Below are 14594 nucleotides of genomic sequence, written 5' to 3' on the forward strand. Positions count from 1 at the left end.
AGGATCGCCGCGTCTTCGTCGTCCGGGCCCGAGGTGTCCACCTCGGGCCCGGGTCGCCTTCATACCTGCAGCATCACAACATGCAGCTGACGCAACCTTCCACCTCGGTACCCTCGAGGGCCATCTGCCGCACGCGGATGTAGTAGAGCGTCTTGATGCCCTTGCGCCAGGCGTAGATCTGCGCCCGGTTGACGTCGCGCGTGGTGGCGGTGTCCTTGAAGAACAGGGTCAGCGACAGGCCCTGGTCCACGTGCTGCGACGCGGCCGCGTAGGTGTCGATGATCTTCTCGTAGCCGATCTCGTACGCGTCCTGGAAGTACTCCAGGTTGTCGTTGTCCATGTAGGGCGCCGGGTAGTAGACGCGCCCGATCTTGCCCTCCTTGCGGATCTCGATGCCCGAGGCCACCGGGTGGATCGAGCTGGTCGAGTTGTTGATGTAGGAGATCGACCCCGTGGGCGGCACGGCCTGCAGGTTCTGGTTGTAGATGCCGTGCGCCATCACCGACGCTTTGAGCTCGCGCCAGTCGTCCTGGGTGGGGATGGCGATGCCGGCGCCGTCGAAGAGTTCCCGCACCCGCTCGGTCGCGGGCTCCCACGCGCGCTCGGTGTACTTGTCGAAGAACTCGCCGCTGGCGTACTTGGACTCCGGGAATCCGGCGAAGTGGCTGCCCCGCTCGATCGCCAGCCGGTTCGACGCGCGCAGCGCGTGGTACAGCACCGTGTAGAAGTACATGTCGGTGAAGTCCACGCCCTCGTCGGACCCGTAGTGGATCCGCTCGCGGGCCAGGTACCCGTGCAGGTTCATCTGGCCGAGCCCGATGGCGTGCGACTCGCTGTTGCCGCGCTCGATCGACGGCACCGAGTCGATGTGCGTCTGGTCGGACACCGCGGTGAGCGCGCGGATGGACACTTCGATGGTGCTCGCGAAGTCCGGCGAGTCCATGGCCTTGGCGATGTTCAGCGAGCCGAGGTTGCAGGAGATGTCCTTGCCCACCTGCCCGTAGGTGAGGTCTTCGTTGAGCCGCGACGGCGTGGACACCTGCAGGATCTCCGAGCACAGGTTGGAGTGCGTGACCTTGCCGGCGATCGGGTTCGCCCGGTTCACCGTGTCCTCGAACATGATGTAGGGGTAGCCGGACTCGAACTGCAGCTCGGCGAGCGTCTGGAAGAACTCGCGCGCCTTGATCTTGGTCTTGCGGATGCGCTGGTCGTCCACCATCTCGTAGTACGTCTCGGTGATGTTGACGTCCGCGAACGGCTTGCCGTACACCCGCTCCACGTCGTACGGAGAGAACAGGTACATGTCATCGTTGCGCTTGGCCAGCTCGAAGGTGATGTCCGGGATGACCACACCCAGCGAGAGCGTCTTGATGCGGATCTTCTCGTCGGCGTTCTCGCGCTTGGTGTCGAGGAACCGGTAGATGTCCGGGTGGTGCGCCTGCAGGTAGACCGCGCCCGCACCCTGCCGCGCGCCCAGCTGGTTGGCGTAGGAGAAGGAGTCCTCCAGCAGCTTCATCACGGGGATGACGCCCGAGGACTGGTTCTCGATCTTCTTGATCGGCGCGCCGTGCTCGCGGATGTTGCTCAGCAGCAGCGCCACCCCGCCGCCGCGCTTGGACAGCTGCAGCGCCGAGTTGATCGAGCGCCCGATCGACTCCATGTTGTCCTCGATGCGCAGCAGGAAGCAGGACACGGGCTCGCCGCGCTGCATCTTGCCGGCGTTGAGGAACGTGGGGGTCGCCGGCTGGAAGCGGCCGTCGATGATCTCGTCCACGAGCTGCTCGGCCAGTACGGTGTCGCCGTCGGCCAGGCTCAGCGCCACCATGCACACGCGGTCTTCGAAGCGCTCCAGGTAGCGCTTGCCGTCGAACGTCTTGAGCGTGTACGAGGTGTAGTACTTGAACGCGCCGAGGAACGTGGGGAACCGGAACTTCTTGGCGTACGCGCGGTCGAACAGGCCTTTGACGAACTCACGCCCGTAGCGGTCGAGCACCTCGGGATCGTAGTAGTGCTTCTCCACCAGGTAGTCGAGCTTCTCGTCGATGTTGTGGAAGAAGACGGTGTTCTGGTTGACGTGCTGCAGGAAGTACTGCCGCGCGGCCGCCCTGTCCTTGTCGAACTGGATGCGGCCGTCCGCGTCGTACAGGTTGAGCATGGCGTTGAGGGCGTGGTAATCGAGCTCGGTCTCGTCGCCGGCGACGGTCACGTCGATGCGCTCGCGGCCGCCTGCAGGTGCCTCGTCTGTGATGGTCGGTGCCACTGGTCGCTCTCCTGGAAGTGTTGCAGGCCCGCGCGGACGCGCTCGATGTCTTCCGCGGTGCCCATGAGTTCGAAGCGGTACAGGTACGGAACCTGGCATTTGTAGGCGATCACGTCCCCTGCCGAGCAGAACGAGTCGCCGAAGTTGGAGTTGCCGGCGGCGATGACCCCGCGGATCAGCTGCCGGTTGTGGATGTCGTTGAGGAACTTGATGACCTGCTTGGGCACGTACCGCGTGTCGCGGCCCGTGACCGTGGTGCCGCCGCCGTAGGTGGGACAGACGAGCACGTACGGCTCATCCACCCGGAATCCGCCGGGCGGCAGGTGCAGTGGGATGCGCACGGCGGGAAGACCGAGTCGCTCGATGAATCTGTGCGTGTTCTCCGAAACGCTGGAGAAGTAGACCAATGACGGCATGGGGGACCTCCACGACGCGAATCGATGACCGGCCCCCGGTGACCACCGGGAGTCTTCCCCGGCCGCCGGCCGGGTGGGCGCCCGATCAGGCGGCCATCGCGGTGAGGTCCTTGATGCGGTCCGGGCGGTAGCCGGACCAGTGGGAGTCGCCGACGACCACGACGGGGGCCTGCAGATACCCGAGCGCCATGACGTAGTCACGCGCGTCGGCGTCCTCGGAGATATCGACGACGTCGTACGAGAGGCCCGCCTTGTCGAGGGCCTTGTAAGTGGCGTTGCACTGGACGCAGGCGGGCTTGGTGTAGACGGTGATGCTCATCTCGTATTGACCCTCTCTCGACGGTGACTGCACCCTGATTACGACGTGTCAGGCGAGCCGCGCGGGAGCGCCTTCCCTTCCCCGAGAGAGCGCCTGTCCCTCAGTGCCCTCGCACCCCGCTCCACTAACGTGGATCGGCCGGATTCGCAACCGGAATCCGGACTTTCCGGGGGCTCGGATCCACCGGAACCGCTGTTGCCCTGCTGACGTCTTAGACACTACACCTAGTGGTGCCTTTTGCAAGACTTCCCATAACTTGTGAGTGACACGCATGATATTCGCTGGTCGGAGGGTCGCGTGGCGCCGCACCGGCGGCCCCGTCCGGCGTGTCGCGGGGCGCCTCGGCGATTCGCCGCCGGAGCGTCACGGAAGCGACTAGATTGGCCTGCGGCGGCCCCCTCCGCGCACGCCGGATCGGGGTTGCGGCCGGCCGTCGACGGCCGGCCGCAGATCGCTGCATCCGAACGCGAGAAGGGGTCCCCGTGGCAACACCGGTCCGTGAAGACGAGGGCACCATCACCGGCGTCGGCGGGGTGGAGCTGTACTGGCGCAGCTGGACGCCCACCGCGGCGCCGCCGAAGGGGCTCGTCGTCCTCGTGCACGGCATGGGCGAGCACTGCGGCCGGTACGACCACGTGGCCGACGCCCTCCTCGCCCGCGGCTACGCGGTGGCCGCGCACGACCATCGCGGGCACGGCCGCTCCGGCGGGAAGCGCAGCTTCATCGACCGCATGGACAACCTCGTCGCGGACATCGGCACCGCGTTCGACCGTGCGCGGGCGGCGGTACCCGACGTGCCGGTGGTGATGGTGGGGCACAGCATGGGCGGCCTGTCCTCGGCGCTCTGGGCCGTCGACAACCAGGACAGGCTGGCCGGGCTGGTGCTCAGCGGCCCGCTCGCCGCCATGGACCAGGCCAACGCCGTCACCAAGGCGGTCGCCCGCGCCCTCTCCGCGGCGGTGCCCACCATGGGGATGGTCGCCGTCGAGTCGGACGCGCTCAGCCATGACCCCACCGTGGGCGAGGACTACCGTCAGGACCCGCTGGTGTTCTCCGGCAAGCTCCCCGCCCGCACCGCGGCCGAACTGATGACGGCCGTGGACGCCGTGCAGCGCCGCGCGCCCGAGTTGCGGCTGCCGCTGCTGATCCTGCACGGCGAGCTCGACACCCTCGCCCCGCCCCGGGGCTCGCAGGAGCTGTTCGAGAAGGCCGTTTCCACGGACAAGCACCGCACCGTCTACGACGGCATGTATCACGAGATCTTCAACGAGGTCGACCGCGAGAAGGTGCTCGCCGAGCTGACCGCCTGGATCGACGCGCACATGGTGTGACGCCGGACCCTCCGCGTTTGGTGGACTTTCGGCTGGTTTTCCGCCGGATTCCGGCCAGATGTCCACCAAACGCCGGAGCGACCGCGGCGTCGGACTGCGCTACCTCGTGCGGACGAATCCAGGACTTCCCGCGTGGGTGACGATCGACGCGCCCCTCATCGGCAGCGCCCACACCGAGGCAGCCGGCATGCCGGTCAGACGGAACTCCGCGGTCGTCACCGTGCCCTCCACGTCCGCCGACACCAACGCGAGCCGGCCGGCCAGCTGCGGGTCCCCGGCCAGCACGTCGGCCACCGCATCGGCATTGCGCTGCGCATCCGCCGCGCTCGCCTGGTGGTAGGCGACGATCAGGCGCGGCGCGCCGCCGGAGTGCGCCAGGCCCACCCCCATCGCGTCGAAGGCCGCGGGCATCGCACGCGCATCGCCGGAGGTGCGGCCCGGCAGCATCGCCGAGTAGACGCGCCGGGCGTCGAGGGCCGAGGCCACCGCGGCGCGACCCGTGTCGTCGGCGGCGGTCGCGGCGTCGCCTCCGGCAAGCGCGGTCAGCTCCCCGGCCGAGGTGGAGATCGCCAGGTCCTCCCCGAGCATCGCCAGGTGCAGCGGCGCACCGTTCCATCGCGCTGCCGTGGACCTGCTCGGGTCCACGGCTTCGTCCTCGCCGGAGCCGAACGTCCACATCCCGTTCTTCTGCTCCCCCGCCGCGGCGCCGACGGCCGCCGCAAGGTCGATCGGCCTTTCGGCGCTCGCCGAGACCACCGCGAACCGGGATCGTTCCGCCGTGTCGGCGGCGAAGCAGCCCACGTCGGCGATGCCCACGCCGATCTCGTCCGCCACCGCGGCCTGCTGCCCGGCGGGCACGGAGAACACGGCGGGGGCGAGCGCGGAGACGCCATGGCCCTCGCCTGCGCCGCCCCCGCCGCCCGTCGCCCCGATCGCCTCCAGCCAGGCCGACACCGCCGCCGGATCGCCCCGCTCCGGACGCTGCACCCCGGCCGCCGCCGTGGCCGCGTCCAGATCGCCGGTGGTGAGATACCCGCTGTCTCCGGGATCCGGCGCGGGCAGTCGGGCGAGCGCCCCCGCCACCGTGCACAGAGGGTCCGTCGCGGGCGCCCCGCTCGCATCCACGGACTCGCCGGCGGCAGCCGAGGACGAGGTCTCCGTCGCCGCGGAGCCGCAGCCCGCGAGAGCCACCGCCGCCGTCATCGTGACCGACGCGGCGACCAGGACGTTCCTCCCACGACTCATGGGCGTTGACTTTATCGGAACGTCCGAGATCGCTCAGACGGCGCCGAGCCGCCCCGCCACCCACGTGCCCAGTTCCCGCGCGCAGTGGTCGACCCGGTCGAGCCAGTCCATCGCCGACTCGTCCGCGTCGTCGCTGACGTACTTGACCAGCCGCACCGGCGTGCCCAACAGCGTGCACGCGCGGGCGACGGCGAAGCCCTCCATGTCCACCAGGTCCGCGTCCTGCGCGAGCCGGGCGCGGACGGCCGGGTCCGAGACGAACGTGTCGCCCGTCGCCAGCACGCTGCCGTCGCCGTCGGGCAGCGCGATGCGGTCGACCAGCGGATACCCCAGCGCGCGCAGCGCCTCGGAGCTGATGTCGTGGTTGGTCACCGCCGACGGGATGTACAGCCCCGAATGCCCGTCGTGCAGCGCGCCGGCGGTACCGACGTTCACGACGGTGATGTCCCCCGGTCCGTCGGCGCCGGTGCGCTCGACGGCGCGCAGCACCGCCGCCGTCGTCGCCGCCGCCGCGTCGACCTTGCCGATCCCGCAGATCAGTGTCTCGACCCCGTCCGGCAGGTGGGCGGCCTCGGACGCCGTCGCCGAGACCACCAGCATCCGCCGCCGGTCCGGGACCCCCACGACCGCACCGTTTCCAGTCGCCCCGCTCACCATCGCCGCCTCACCGTCCGCCATCGCCGCTTCACCGTCCGCCATCGTCGTGCCCCATCGCCGCATGCGTCCGGCCTGGGCCCGGCGCCGCCGACCGCACACTGTCCACCGCCCGCATTACAGTCCACCACATGGACCGCGCGAACGAACTTCAGCAGACGATCGCACGCGAACTGGGTGTGCGCCCCGAGATCGATCCGGCCGCGGAGATCGAGGCGCGCGTCGGTTTCCTCGCCGAGTACCTGCGGTCGACACCCGCGCACGGCTTCGTCCTGGGCATCAGCGGCGGACAGGACAGCACTCTCGCGGGACGCCTTTGCCAGCTGGCGGCGGAGCGCCTGCGCGGCGAGGGCTTGGCGGGCGGCACGCGGGGTGGAGCCGTGCGCGACGCCCGCTTCGTCGCCGTGCGCCTCCCCTACGGCACGCAGGCGGACGAGAACGACGCGCAGACGGCGCTGCGGTTCATCGCGCCGGACGAGGCGGTGACGGTCAACATCAAGGCCGGCGCGGACGCCGTGTCGGATGCGACGGCGGAGGCGCTGCACACGACGGCGGACGGTTCCGCGGCACGGCCGGCTGGGCTGCGGGACTTCGTGCGCGGCAACGTCAAGGCCCGGATACGCATGGTCGCCCAGTACGCGCTCGCCGGGCAGCGCGGCCTGCTGGTGGTGGGCACCGACCACGCCGCCGAGGCAGTCACCGGCTTCTACACGAAGTTCGGCGACGGGGCCGTGGACCTGACGCCGCTGACCGGCCTGACCAAGCGCCAGGGCGCGGCGCTGCTGCGTGAGCTGAGCGCGCCCCCGCAGACGTGGGAGAAGGTGCCCACGGCCGACCTCGAGGACGACCGCCCCGCCCTGCCCGACGAAGAGGCGCTGGGCGTCACCTACCGCGCGATCGACGACTATCTGGAAGGCCGCGCGGTCGACGACGCCGCGGCCGCGCGCATCGAGCATCTGTACACGATCAGCCGGCACAAGCGCGCCATGCCGGCGAGCCCCCTCGACACATGGTGGCGGTGATCACCGTATTGCGCACCTCCGGACGGCCGCCGCGGATGTAGCGTCATCGCGTGACTCGCAGAGCGCTCGGCGCGCAGCACCCGGCGCGTTTCGTCGTACTGGGATTCGCCGGCGCGGTCGTCGTCGGCACCCTGCTTCTGATGTTGCCGGTCGCAACCGCGGACGGAACCGCCGCCGCGCCGTTGACCGCACTGTTCACCGCCACGTCGGCGGTATGCGTCACAGGCCTGGTGGTGGTGGACACGGCCGGATATTGGTCGACCTTCGGCGAGGTCGTGATCGTCACCCTCATCCAAATCGGCGGACTCGGCATCATGGCGCTCGCGTCGCTGCTGGGGCTGCTCGTCGCCCGCCGCATAGGTCTGAGGATGCGGCTCGCTGCACAGACGGAGACGAAGGCGACATGGCTCGGAGACAGTCGCCGGGTGGTCCTGGGCGTGATCCGGCTCAGCATCACCGTCGAGGTCGTCGTCGCGGCGCTGCTCACGCTGCGATTCGCGCTGCACTACGACGAGCCGATCGGCCGGGCCGCGTACCTCGGGGTCTTCCATGCGGTGTCGGCCTACAACAACGCCGGATTCGCGCTGTGGTCGGACAGCCTCACGCGCTTCGCGGCGGATCCGTGGATCATCGCGCCGATCAGCGCGGCGATCATCGTCGGCGGTCTCGGATTCCCCGTCGTCATCGAGGTGATCCGCGCCGCCCGCCGGCGGCTGCGCCGCGAACCCCACCGTCCGCACTGGTCGCTGCACACCAAGATCACGCTGATCACCTATGGTCTGATCGCGTTGATCGGGATCATCGCGATCACCGGGATCGAATGGAGCAACCCGCGCACCCTGGGACCGCTCGACTCCCCCGGGTCCCTGCTCGCCGGCGCCTTCAGCGCGATCTCGCCCCGCACGGCCGGTTTCAACGCCGTCGACGTCGGCGCGATGCACCCGGCCACCCTCCTCATCACCGACGTGATGATGTTCATCGGCGGCGGCAGCGCGGGCACGGCCGGCGGCATCAAGGTGACGACCTTCGCCCTGCTGGCGTTCGTCATCATCACGGAGGCCCGCGGCGAGCCCACCGTGCACGTGATGGGCCGCCGCCTCGCGGGCAGCGTGCAGCGCCAGGCCGTCTCGGTGGCATTGCTCGGCGTCGGCGCCGTGTTCGCGTCCGCCGTGGCGCTGATGCTGATCACGCCGTACAACCTCAACGAAGTGCTCTTCGAGGCGACCTCCGCCTTCGCCACCGTCGGACTGACCACCGGCATCACCGCAGACCTGCCCGACGGCGCACAATTGATATTGATCGGACTCATGTTCGTCGGCCGGCTCGGCCCGATCACCTTCGCGTCGGCACTGGCGCTCCGCGAACGCGGACGCCGCTACGAACTACCCGAGGAGCGACCGATCGTTGGCTGATTCACACCGCACGACACGCATGACCGCACCGGTGACCGTGGTCGGCCTCGGCCGGTTCGGCAGGTCGCTGGCGGAGGAGCTCGAGAAGCGCGGCACCGAGGTGCTCGGCATCGACGCCGACGCGGCGCTGGTGCAGCAGGTGAGCGAGACCCTGACGCACGCCGCCGTCGCCGACACCACCGACCCCCAGGCGCTCGAACAGCTCGGCGTGCCCGAGTTCCGCAGGGCGGTGGTGGGGATCGGCACCGACCTCGAGGCCAGCATCCTCACCACCTCGGCGCTCGCCGATTTCGGCATACCCCATATCTGGGCGAAGGCCACCAGCCGGCAGCACGGGCGGATCCTCGAGCGCGTCGGCGCGCACCACGTGGTTCTGCCCGAACACGACATGGGCGAGCGCGTGGCGCACCTGGTCACCGGAAGGATGCTCGATTTCGTCGCCTTCGAAGAGGACTACGCGATGGTGAAGACGACGGCGCCCGCGGTCCTCGCCGGCCGGACGCTGCTCGAGAGCGACTCGCGCCGCCGGTTCGGGATCACCGTGGTGGCCGTCAAGCACCGGGGCGAGGAGTTCACGCACGCGTCCGTGGACACCGTGATCCGGCCGGAGGACCTGCTCATCGTCGCGGGTCGCACCAGGAAGGTCGAGGAGTTCGCGGAACTGAGCTGAGCCGTGCGACTCCACCCGAACCAAGCCCTCAGACCCGGCCTGCGCCGTCAGCCCCGGCCCGCGCCGCCGTCGCCCGCCGCGTCGTTGCTTCTGCGCAGCGCGGCGATCAGATCGTGGAACTCGACCGACCGCCGCAGCGCGGGGCTGAGCACCGCGCGCACCGGAACCCGGAGGCGGTGCTCGGTCTCATGCAGCAGGCGCAGCCCCGCGACAGCGTGGCCCCCCGCCGCGTCCGCGTACAGCACCGTCCACGCGCGAGGCCGGGTGATGACCTCCAACGACGCGGTGTGATCGGCGGGGATCGGCGGGCCCAGCTGCACCTTCCGGCCGATCTCCCGGAAGGCCCGCTCCACCACCTGGTGGATCAGCACCTGGCTGTGCCGGGCCGGCAGCAGGAGCGGATAGTCGCCCAGCGCGCTCAGGTCGACCGTGCCGGACCGCGCCAAGGGGTGCCGCCGCGACATCGCCACCAGCAGGTCCTGCGTCCCCAGGCTCACCGACTGCAGGCCCGGGCGGTCCACCTCGCCCCGGATCAACGCGACGTCCGCGTCACCGCTGGTGACGGCCGCCATCCTGTCCGCGAAATCCCGGAGGACGAACTCGATGTCGAGATTCGGGTGCGTCTCGCGCACAGCGGCGATGGCCTCGAGGCTCTGCGCGGCGAAGCTCATGTTCGCGGTCATGCGGATCCTGTTGCGCGGCTCGCGGACCACCTCCCGCGACTTCGCCTCGACGGCCAGCGCCTCCGCGGCCACCGGCATGAGGCGCTCCCCCGCCGCCGTCAGTTCCACGTTGCGGGTGGAGCGGTCGAACAGCTTCACACCGAGGTCCTGCTCCAGCTTGGCGATCTGATGGCTGATGGCCGATTGGGAGATGAAGCAGCGCTCCGCCGCCTGCGAGAAGCTCCTGAGCTCCCCGACCGCGGTGAAGTAGCGCAGCTGCCGGAAGTCCATGCACCCAGAATAGGGAGGCACGGTCTGCCCCCGTGTCGCCGGGACCCGAGGCGCGTACGCGGCCCGGACCCGGCTCCTCCACGCGCTGTTGTTCAGGCGACTTATGACCGATCGAGATAGGAGTCTGCCGATATCTCCGGATCGGTGGTGCACCGCCGGTCACGCCAATACGGTCGGTGTCAACGGGTGGAGGTCACTCCCCCGTCGGCGTAGTTCAGGTCACCGGAACCAAAACCCGGTACGGGCCACGCCGCCGGTACTCCGCCCGCGTCGAGATCCGACAACGCACAGAGGAGATGGAGGTCGCCGTGACGACACAGGTTGCGCCGGGCGCGAAGAGCCCCGCACACGAGGACGCGGGTGTCGAGCGCACAGAGGTGGTCATCGTCGGTTCCGGTTTCGGCGCTCTGGCCGCCGCGAAGAAGCTCGCCAAGGCCAAGACCCCCTTCGTGCTCATCTCGGAGACCACCGAGCATCTCTTCCAGCCGCTGCTCTACCAAGTCGCGACCGGCGTCCTCTCGCCCGGCGAGATCGCCCCGCCCATCCGTGCGGTCCTGGCCAAGTACCCGACGGCCGACGTCCGCCTGGGCCGGGTGGTGGATGTGGACGCCGATCGGCGCGAGGTGACCTACGAGGCCGGCGGCGAACAGCTGCGCCTCAGCTACACCACGCTCATCGCGGCGACCGGTGCCCGCCAGGCCTACTTCGGCAACGATCATTTCGCCGACGTGACCTTCGCGCTCAAGACCATCGACGATGCCGAGCGCCTGCGCCATCAGATCCTCCGCTGCTTCGAGGAGGCCCACACCACCACGGATCCCGAGCGGCGCCGCAACCTGCTCACATTCCTCGTGATCGGCGCGGGCGCCACCGGCGTGGAGCTGGGCGGCCAGATCAAGGAGCTCGCGCAGCGCTACTTCGCCACCTCGCTGCACGACCTCGAGCCCGAGGACGTCACGGTCAAGATCGTCGAAGGCGCGGACAAGGCCCTGCCCCCGTTCGGCGGCAAACTGAGCGAGTACGTGGCCGAGTCGCTCGAGAAGGACGGCGTGGACGTGGTGCTCGGCACCTTCGTCACCGACATCGACGCGCACGGCGCGACCCTCAAGGACGCGAAGACCGGCGAGGAGCGGCGCGTCACCGCCGAGACCATCATCTGGTCGGCGGGCGTGCGGGCCAACGACTTCGCCCACGTGCTGGCCGAGCGCACCGGATGCGAGGCGGACCGCGCCGGCCGCCTGCTGGTCAACGACGACCTCACCGTGGGCGGGCGCGCCGACATCTTCGCCGTCGGCGACATGATCTCGCTGAACGGCCTGCCCGGGCAGTCGCCCGCGGCGATGCAGGGCGGGCGGCATGCCGCGGCCATCGCTTCGGGCAAGCGCGACGCCGGCACCCCGTTCAAGTACCGCGACAAGGGGTCGATGGCCATCATCAACCGGTTCCGGGCGATCACCAGGATCGGCCGGATCGAATTGACCGGCTTCGTCGCCTGGGTGCTGTGGCTCGCCGTGCACCTGATGTACATGGTGGGCTTCCGCAACCGCTACGTGGCCGTGATGTCCTGGATGGGCTCGTTCCTGGGCCGCCACCGCCCGCACTTCCACTACTCGCAGCAGCGCACTCCGGCGCCCGGTGCCGCCGCGGCGGAGCCTGCGGGCCAGGTGGGGGCCGTCGAGAGTGCCAACGACGCCGGGCCGGCCGAGCAGACGCGGGCCGCCGTCGCGGCACCGGCGACGATCACGGCGGAGCATGCCGAAGAGTCCGAGGCCTGGCGGCGCGAGCGGGCCGAGCGGCGGACGCCGGCGCCCTCGACTCCGTAACCGCGGAGACCGCCTTCACCGCCCTCGGGGCCGACACGCGAAGTGTCGGCCCCGAGGCGCGTCCGACGCAGGTCACAGCAAGGCGGCTAACCCGCTCACCTCCAAGCGCGATGTAGTGGGCAGACGATTCCCGTCCCGACCCGAGAGGCCTTCATGCACACCATCACCAGGACCGTCATCGGCACCGCAGGCGCGGCGGCATTGAGCGTCGGCGCGTTCGCGGGAGTCGCCGCGGCCGCGCCCGGCGGTTCCGTCGCGGATTCGCCCGGCGGGTTCGGGGCGTTCCTGCTCACCAGCGGCACCGACGTGGCCGGGCTGACGTGCTCGCCTGATGCCGGCACGCACCCGGACGCGGCGAAGGCCTGCGATTCGATCCGCGCCGCCGGCGGCGACTTCAACGCGCTGTCCGCCCAAGCGAACGTGGCCTGCCCGCTGAACTACATGCCGACTCCCGCGAGCGCGTTGGGCATGTGGTTCGACGGGAACGGAGCCCACGTGGTGAACTTCTCGAACACCTACGGCAACGCCTGCGTCGCCTCGGCCGGGTCGGGCGGCGTGTTCGGCTTCTGAGCGCCGGGTCTCCTCCCGGCCACGTGGTCGGGAGGGACGGGCCGACGGGTCAATCGAACGCGGATTGCCCGAACCGGCCCCACGCCACGACGATCATCCCCGCGAGGAAGAGCAGGTCGCCCAGGATCTCCTTGTACTCGGCCCGCCGGATCCGCTCAGTGACGGCACCGGCCATGTACAGGGCCATCCCCGAGGCGGCCACCGGCACGAGGACCGGCGCGATGCTCAGCGCCCCCGGGAGGATCAGGCCGAGCCCGCCGAGGAGCTCGATGCCCCCCATGAACTTCACGTTGCCGGGGGTGAAGTCCTGGGGCCAGTGCAGCTTGGCGGCGTACTTCTCGTACGGCGAGACGAGCTTGATGATGCCGCCGGCGATGAATCCGGCCGCGAAGACACCGGCGACGATCCAGAGTGCGATATTCATGGTTCCGCTCCCGCTCACGAAGATGCTGTCCAATGATGCTGTCCAAGGTGAGACGAGGCGGCCTTCGCCGGCGTGACATCGCGCAGTGCCCAGCCCGCGATGTCACAACTCGCGGCGCCGCTTCGTCTGGATAAGCGCAGTACCGTTGTCGAAGGACGGGAGCGCAGAGGTGGCACGACAGAACGCACGGGCGGACGAACGATCGGCCGGGTTCGAGGAGCTGCGCCCGACCCTCTTCGCGGTGGCGTACCAGATCCTCGGCAGCGTCGCCGAGGCCGAGGACGCGGTGCAGGAGACCTGGCTGCGCTACGCGGCCACGGACATCGAGCCCGATTCGCTGCAGGCGTACCTGTGCACCATCGTCACGCGCCTGTCCATCGACGTGCTCCGCTCGGCACGAGTGCGCAGGGAGACCTACGCGGGACCGTGGTTCCCCGAACCGCTGCCGACCGGGACCGATGCCGGACGGCTGTGGGGTCCGGCTCCGATCGCGGATCCGGCGCGCACCGCGGAGCTCGCCGACTCGGTGTCCATGGCGGCGCTCCTGCTGCTCGAAAGGCTCAGCCCGTTGGAGCGGGCATCGTTCGTCCTGCACGACGTCTTCGGCTTCGACTACGCGCGTATCGCCACGATCGTGGGCCGGTCGGAGGCCGCGTGCCGCCAGCTCCGCTCGCGTGCCCGCCGGCACGTCGATGCCGGGCGCCCCCGCTTCGAGGCCGACCGCCGTCAGCGATCCGTGTTCGCCGACCGATTCTTCGACGCCCTCCAGAACGGCGACGTCGAGGAGCTCGAGGCTTTCCTCGCCGCCGACGTCGCGACGATCAACGATGGCGGCGGCATCGCCGGCGGCGCCGGGGCCGCCTATGGCGCCCAGCGCACCGCACGGCTGCTCGCCAACGCGGTCGTGCCTCTGCTCGGCCTGGGCGCGACGCTCGGGCGGTGCGAACTCAACGGGCAGCCCGGTGCGATCATCCGAGACCGCGATGGCGGTGTCCTCGCCGCCTGGGTGCTCGACATCCTCGACGACCGGATCCAGACGATCCGCTCCGTGACGAACCCGCAGAAGCTGGCGCACCTCGGGCCGGTGGGCGACCTCCGCGCGACTGCACTCGAACGCAACCGCGCCCGGCGATCCGGCCGGCGCGGCGGTGTCTGAGCGATGTGCCTTTGAGTTCCGGCCGACTGCCGACTGCGCGGAAACGCATCCGCGCCTCCGCGACCTCGGAGGGCAGGATCGATACCGAAAGGACAAAAAAATCTTGCCCCACGCTCAGGTGAGGCAAGATTCTGCTATCAGATTCTCTGTGGAGCTAAGGGGACTCGAACCCCTGACCCCCACACTGCCAGTGTGGTGCGCTACCAGCTGCGCCATAGCCCCGTACTGCAACCAGTGTAGCCGTTCGCGAATCCATCGACTCACCCGACCCTGTGGTCACACACTGCCTCGCGGTTGCATCCCGCGGTGCTTCAGCAAAGTTACACGATCACTTCTCCC

The 14594-nt window shown here is 69.8% G+C and carries 14 protein-coding genes and 1 tRNA gene; 7 read left to right on the forward strand and 8 right to left on the reverse strand.

Features of this window, described 5'->3' with window-relative positions; translation table 11 throughout:
- Window positions 1-73 precede the first annotated feature (73 nt).
- The 3 genes from nrdE to nrdH all read right to left on the reverse strand — a co-directional run bounded on the left by nrdE (window position 74) and on the right by nrdH (window position 2995).
- Window positions 74-2260 (reverse strand): class 1b ribonucleoside-diphosphate reductase subunit alpha, encoded by a 2187-nt coding sequence (gene nrdE / locus FO059_RS13445; protein ID WP_143909502.1) that lies wholly within the window; start codon window positions 2258-2260, stop codon window positions 74-76.
- Window positions 2203-2676 (reverse strand): class Ib ribonucleoside-diphosphate reductase assembly flavoprotein NrdI, encoded by a 474-nt coding sequence (nrdI, locus tag FO059_RS13450; RefSeq protein WP_143909504.1) that lies wholly within the window; start codon window positions 2674-2676, stop codon window positions 2203-2205. Before nrdI ends, nrdE begins: the two co-directional genes overlap by 58 nt.
- Window positions 2677-2761: 85 nt before the next feature.
- Window positions 2762-2995 (reverse strand): glutaredoxin-like protein NrdH, encoded by a 234-nt coding sequence (gene nrdH, locus FO059_RS13455; RefSeq protein ID WP_143909506.1) that lies wholly within the window; start codon window positions 2993-2995, stop codon window positions 2762-2764.
- A 482-nt stretch (window positions 2996-3477) separates the two neighbouring features.
- On the opposite strand from nrdH, the gene FO059_RS13460 reads away from it, so the two are divergent.
- The gene (locus tag FO059_RS13460) at window positions 3478-4326 is read left to right on the forward strand and encodes an alpha/beta hydrolase (RefSeq protein ID WP_143909508.1); all 849 of its coding nucleotides are present in this window, start codon (window positions 3478-3480) and stop codon (window positions 4324-4326) included.
- A 99-nt stretch (window positions 4327-4425) separates the two neighbouring features.
- Here the strand turns inward: FO059_RS13460 and FO059_RS13465 are convergent, their stop codons facing one another.
- Complete coding sequence (locus FO059_RS13465) at window positions 4426-5571, reverse strand: hypothetical protein (RefSeq protein ID WP_143909510.1); 1146 nt, start codon at window positions 5569-5571, stop codon at window positions 4426-4428.
- A gap of 33 nt (window positions 5572-5604) precedes the next feature.
- A complete protein-coding gene (locus FO059_RS13470; protein ID WP_143910762.1) occupies window positions 5605-6171 on the reverse strand; it encodes a nucleosidase in 567 nt (188 codons plus the stop codon).
- A 185-nt stretch (window positions 6172-6356) separates the two neighbouring features.
- On the opposite strand from FO059_RS13470, the gene nadE reads away from it, so the two are divergent.
- The 3 genes from nadE to FO059_RS13485 are packed head-to-tail and all read left to right on the forward strand — an operon-like array spanning window position 6357 to window position 9329.
- Window positions 6357-7247 carry an ammonia-dependent NAD(+) synthetase gene (nadE, locus tag FO059_RS13475; protein WP_143909512.1) on the forward strand — a complete coding sequence of 297 codons (891 nt, stop codon included), beginning with the start codon at window positions 6357-6359 and terminating at the stop codon, window positions 7245-7247.
- A 50-nt stretch (window positions 7248-7297) separates the two neighbouring features.
- Window positions 7298-8659 (forward strand): TrkH family potassium uptake protein, encoded by a 1362-nt coding sequence (locus FO059_RS13480; protein WP_233266729.1) that lies wholly within the window; start codon window positions 7298-7300, stop codon window positions 8657-8659.
- A 19-nt stretch (window positions 8660-8678) separates the two neighbouring features.
- A complete protein-coding gene (locus tag FO059_RS13485) occupies window positions 8679-9329 on the forward strand; it encodes a potassium channel family protein (protein ID WP_199256997.1) in 651 nt (216 codons plus the stop codon).
- A gap of 47 nt (window positions 9330-9376) precedes the next feature.
- Here the strand turns inward: FO059_RS13485 and FO059_RS13490 are convergent, their stop codons facing one another.
- The gene (locus FO059_RS13490; RefSeq protein ID WP_143909514.1) at window positions 9377-10282 is read right to left on the reverse strand and encodes a LysR family transcriptional regulator; all 906 of its coding nucleotides are present in this window, start codon (window positions 10280-10282) and stop codon (window positions 9377-9379) included.
- A gap of 308 nt (window positions 10283-10590) precedes the next feature.
- On the opposite strand from FO059_RS13490, the gene FO059_RS13495 reads away from it, so the two are divergent.
- Both FO059_RS13495 and FO059_RS13500 read left to right on the forward strand, forming a co-directional pair.
- Window positions 10591-12105: an NAD(P)/FAD-dependent oxidoreductase gene (locus FO059_RS13495; protein WP_233266730.1), complete on the forward strand. Its 1515-nt coding sequence runs from the start codon at window positions 10591-10593 to the stop codon at window positions 12103-12105.
- A 153-nt stretch (window positions 12106-12258) separates the two neighbouring features.
- Window positions 12259-12675, forward strand: coding sequence for an SSI family serine proteinase inhibitor (locus FO059_RS13500; protein WP_143909518.1), 417 nt, complete (start codon window positions 12259-12261; stop codon window positions 12673-12675).
- Between the two features lie 49 nt (window positions 12676-12724).
- On the opposite strand, the gene FO059_RS13505 is transcribed toward FO059_RS13500, so the two are convergent.
- The gene (locus FO059_RS13505) at window positions 12725-13099 is read right to left on the reverse strand and encodes a DoxX family protein (RefSeq protein WP_143909520.1); all 375 of its coding nucleotides are present in this window, start codon (window positions 13097-13099) and stop codon (window positions 12725-12727) included.
- Between the two features lie 169 nt (window positions 13100-13268).
- On the opposite strand from FO059_RS13505, the gene sigJ reads away from it, so the two are divergent.
- Window positions 13269-14255, forward strand: a complete 987-nt coding sequence (gene sigJ, locus FO059_RS13510) for an RNA polymerase sigma factor SigJ (RefSeq protein WP_143909522.1) — start codon at window positions 13269-13271, stop codon at window positions 14253-14255.
- A 149-nt stretch (window positions 14256-14404) separates the two neighbouring features.
- On the opposite strand, the gene FO059_RS13515 is transcribed toward sigJ, so the two are convergent.
- Window positions 14405-14477, reverse strand: a tRNA-Ala gene (locus tag FO059_RS13515).
- Window positions 14478-14594: the final 117 nt, after the last annotated feature.

Source organism: Tomitella fengzijianii (assembly GCF_007559025.1).
Classification (GTDB): domain Bacteria; phylum Actinomycetota; class Actinomycetes; order Mycobacteriales; family Mycobacteriaceae; genus Tomitella; species Tomitella fengzijianii.

Bases quoted from the DNA above. Each gene is read 5' to 3' on its own strand.
- nrdI (WP_143909504.1), bottom strand. From the start codon at position 2,676: ATGCCGTCATTGGTCTACTTCTCCAGCGTTTCGGAGAACACGCACAGA.
- nrdH (WP_143909506.1), bottom strand. From the start codon at position 2,995: ATGAGCATCACCGTCTACACCAAGCCCGCCTGCGTCCAGTGCAACGCC.
- FO059_RS13465 (WP_143909510.1), bottom strand. From the start codon at position 5,571: ATGAGTCGTGGGAGGAACGTCCTGGTCGCCGCGTCGGTCACGATGACG.
- FO059_RS13470 (WP_143910762.1), bottom strand. From the start codon at position 6,171: ATGCTGGTGGTCTCGGCGACGGCGTCCGAGGCCGCCCACCTGCCGGAC.
- nadE (WP_143909512.1), top strand. From the start codon at position 6,357: ATGGACCGCGCGAACGAACTTCAGCAGACGATCGCACGCGAACTGGGT.
- FO059_RS13485 (WP_199256997.1), top strand. From the start codon at position 8,679: ATGACCGCACCGGTGACCGTGGTCGGCCTCGGCCGGTTCGGCAGGTCG.
- FO059_RS13490 (WP_143909514.1), bottom strand. From the start codon at position 10,282: ATGGACTTCCGGCAGCTGCGCTACTTCACCGCGGTCGGGGAGCTCAGG.
- FO059_RS13500 (WP_143909518.1), top strand. From the start codon at position 12,259: ATGCACACCATCACCAGGACCGTCATCGGCACCGCAGGCGCGGCGGCA.
- FO059_RS13505 (WP_143909520.1), bottom strand. From the start codon at position 13,099: ATGAATATCGCACTCTGGATCGTCGCCGGTGTCTTCGCGGCCGGATTC.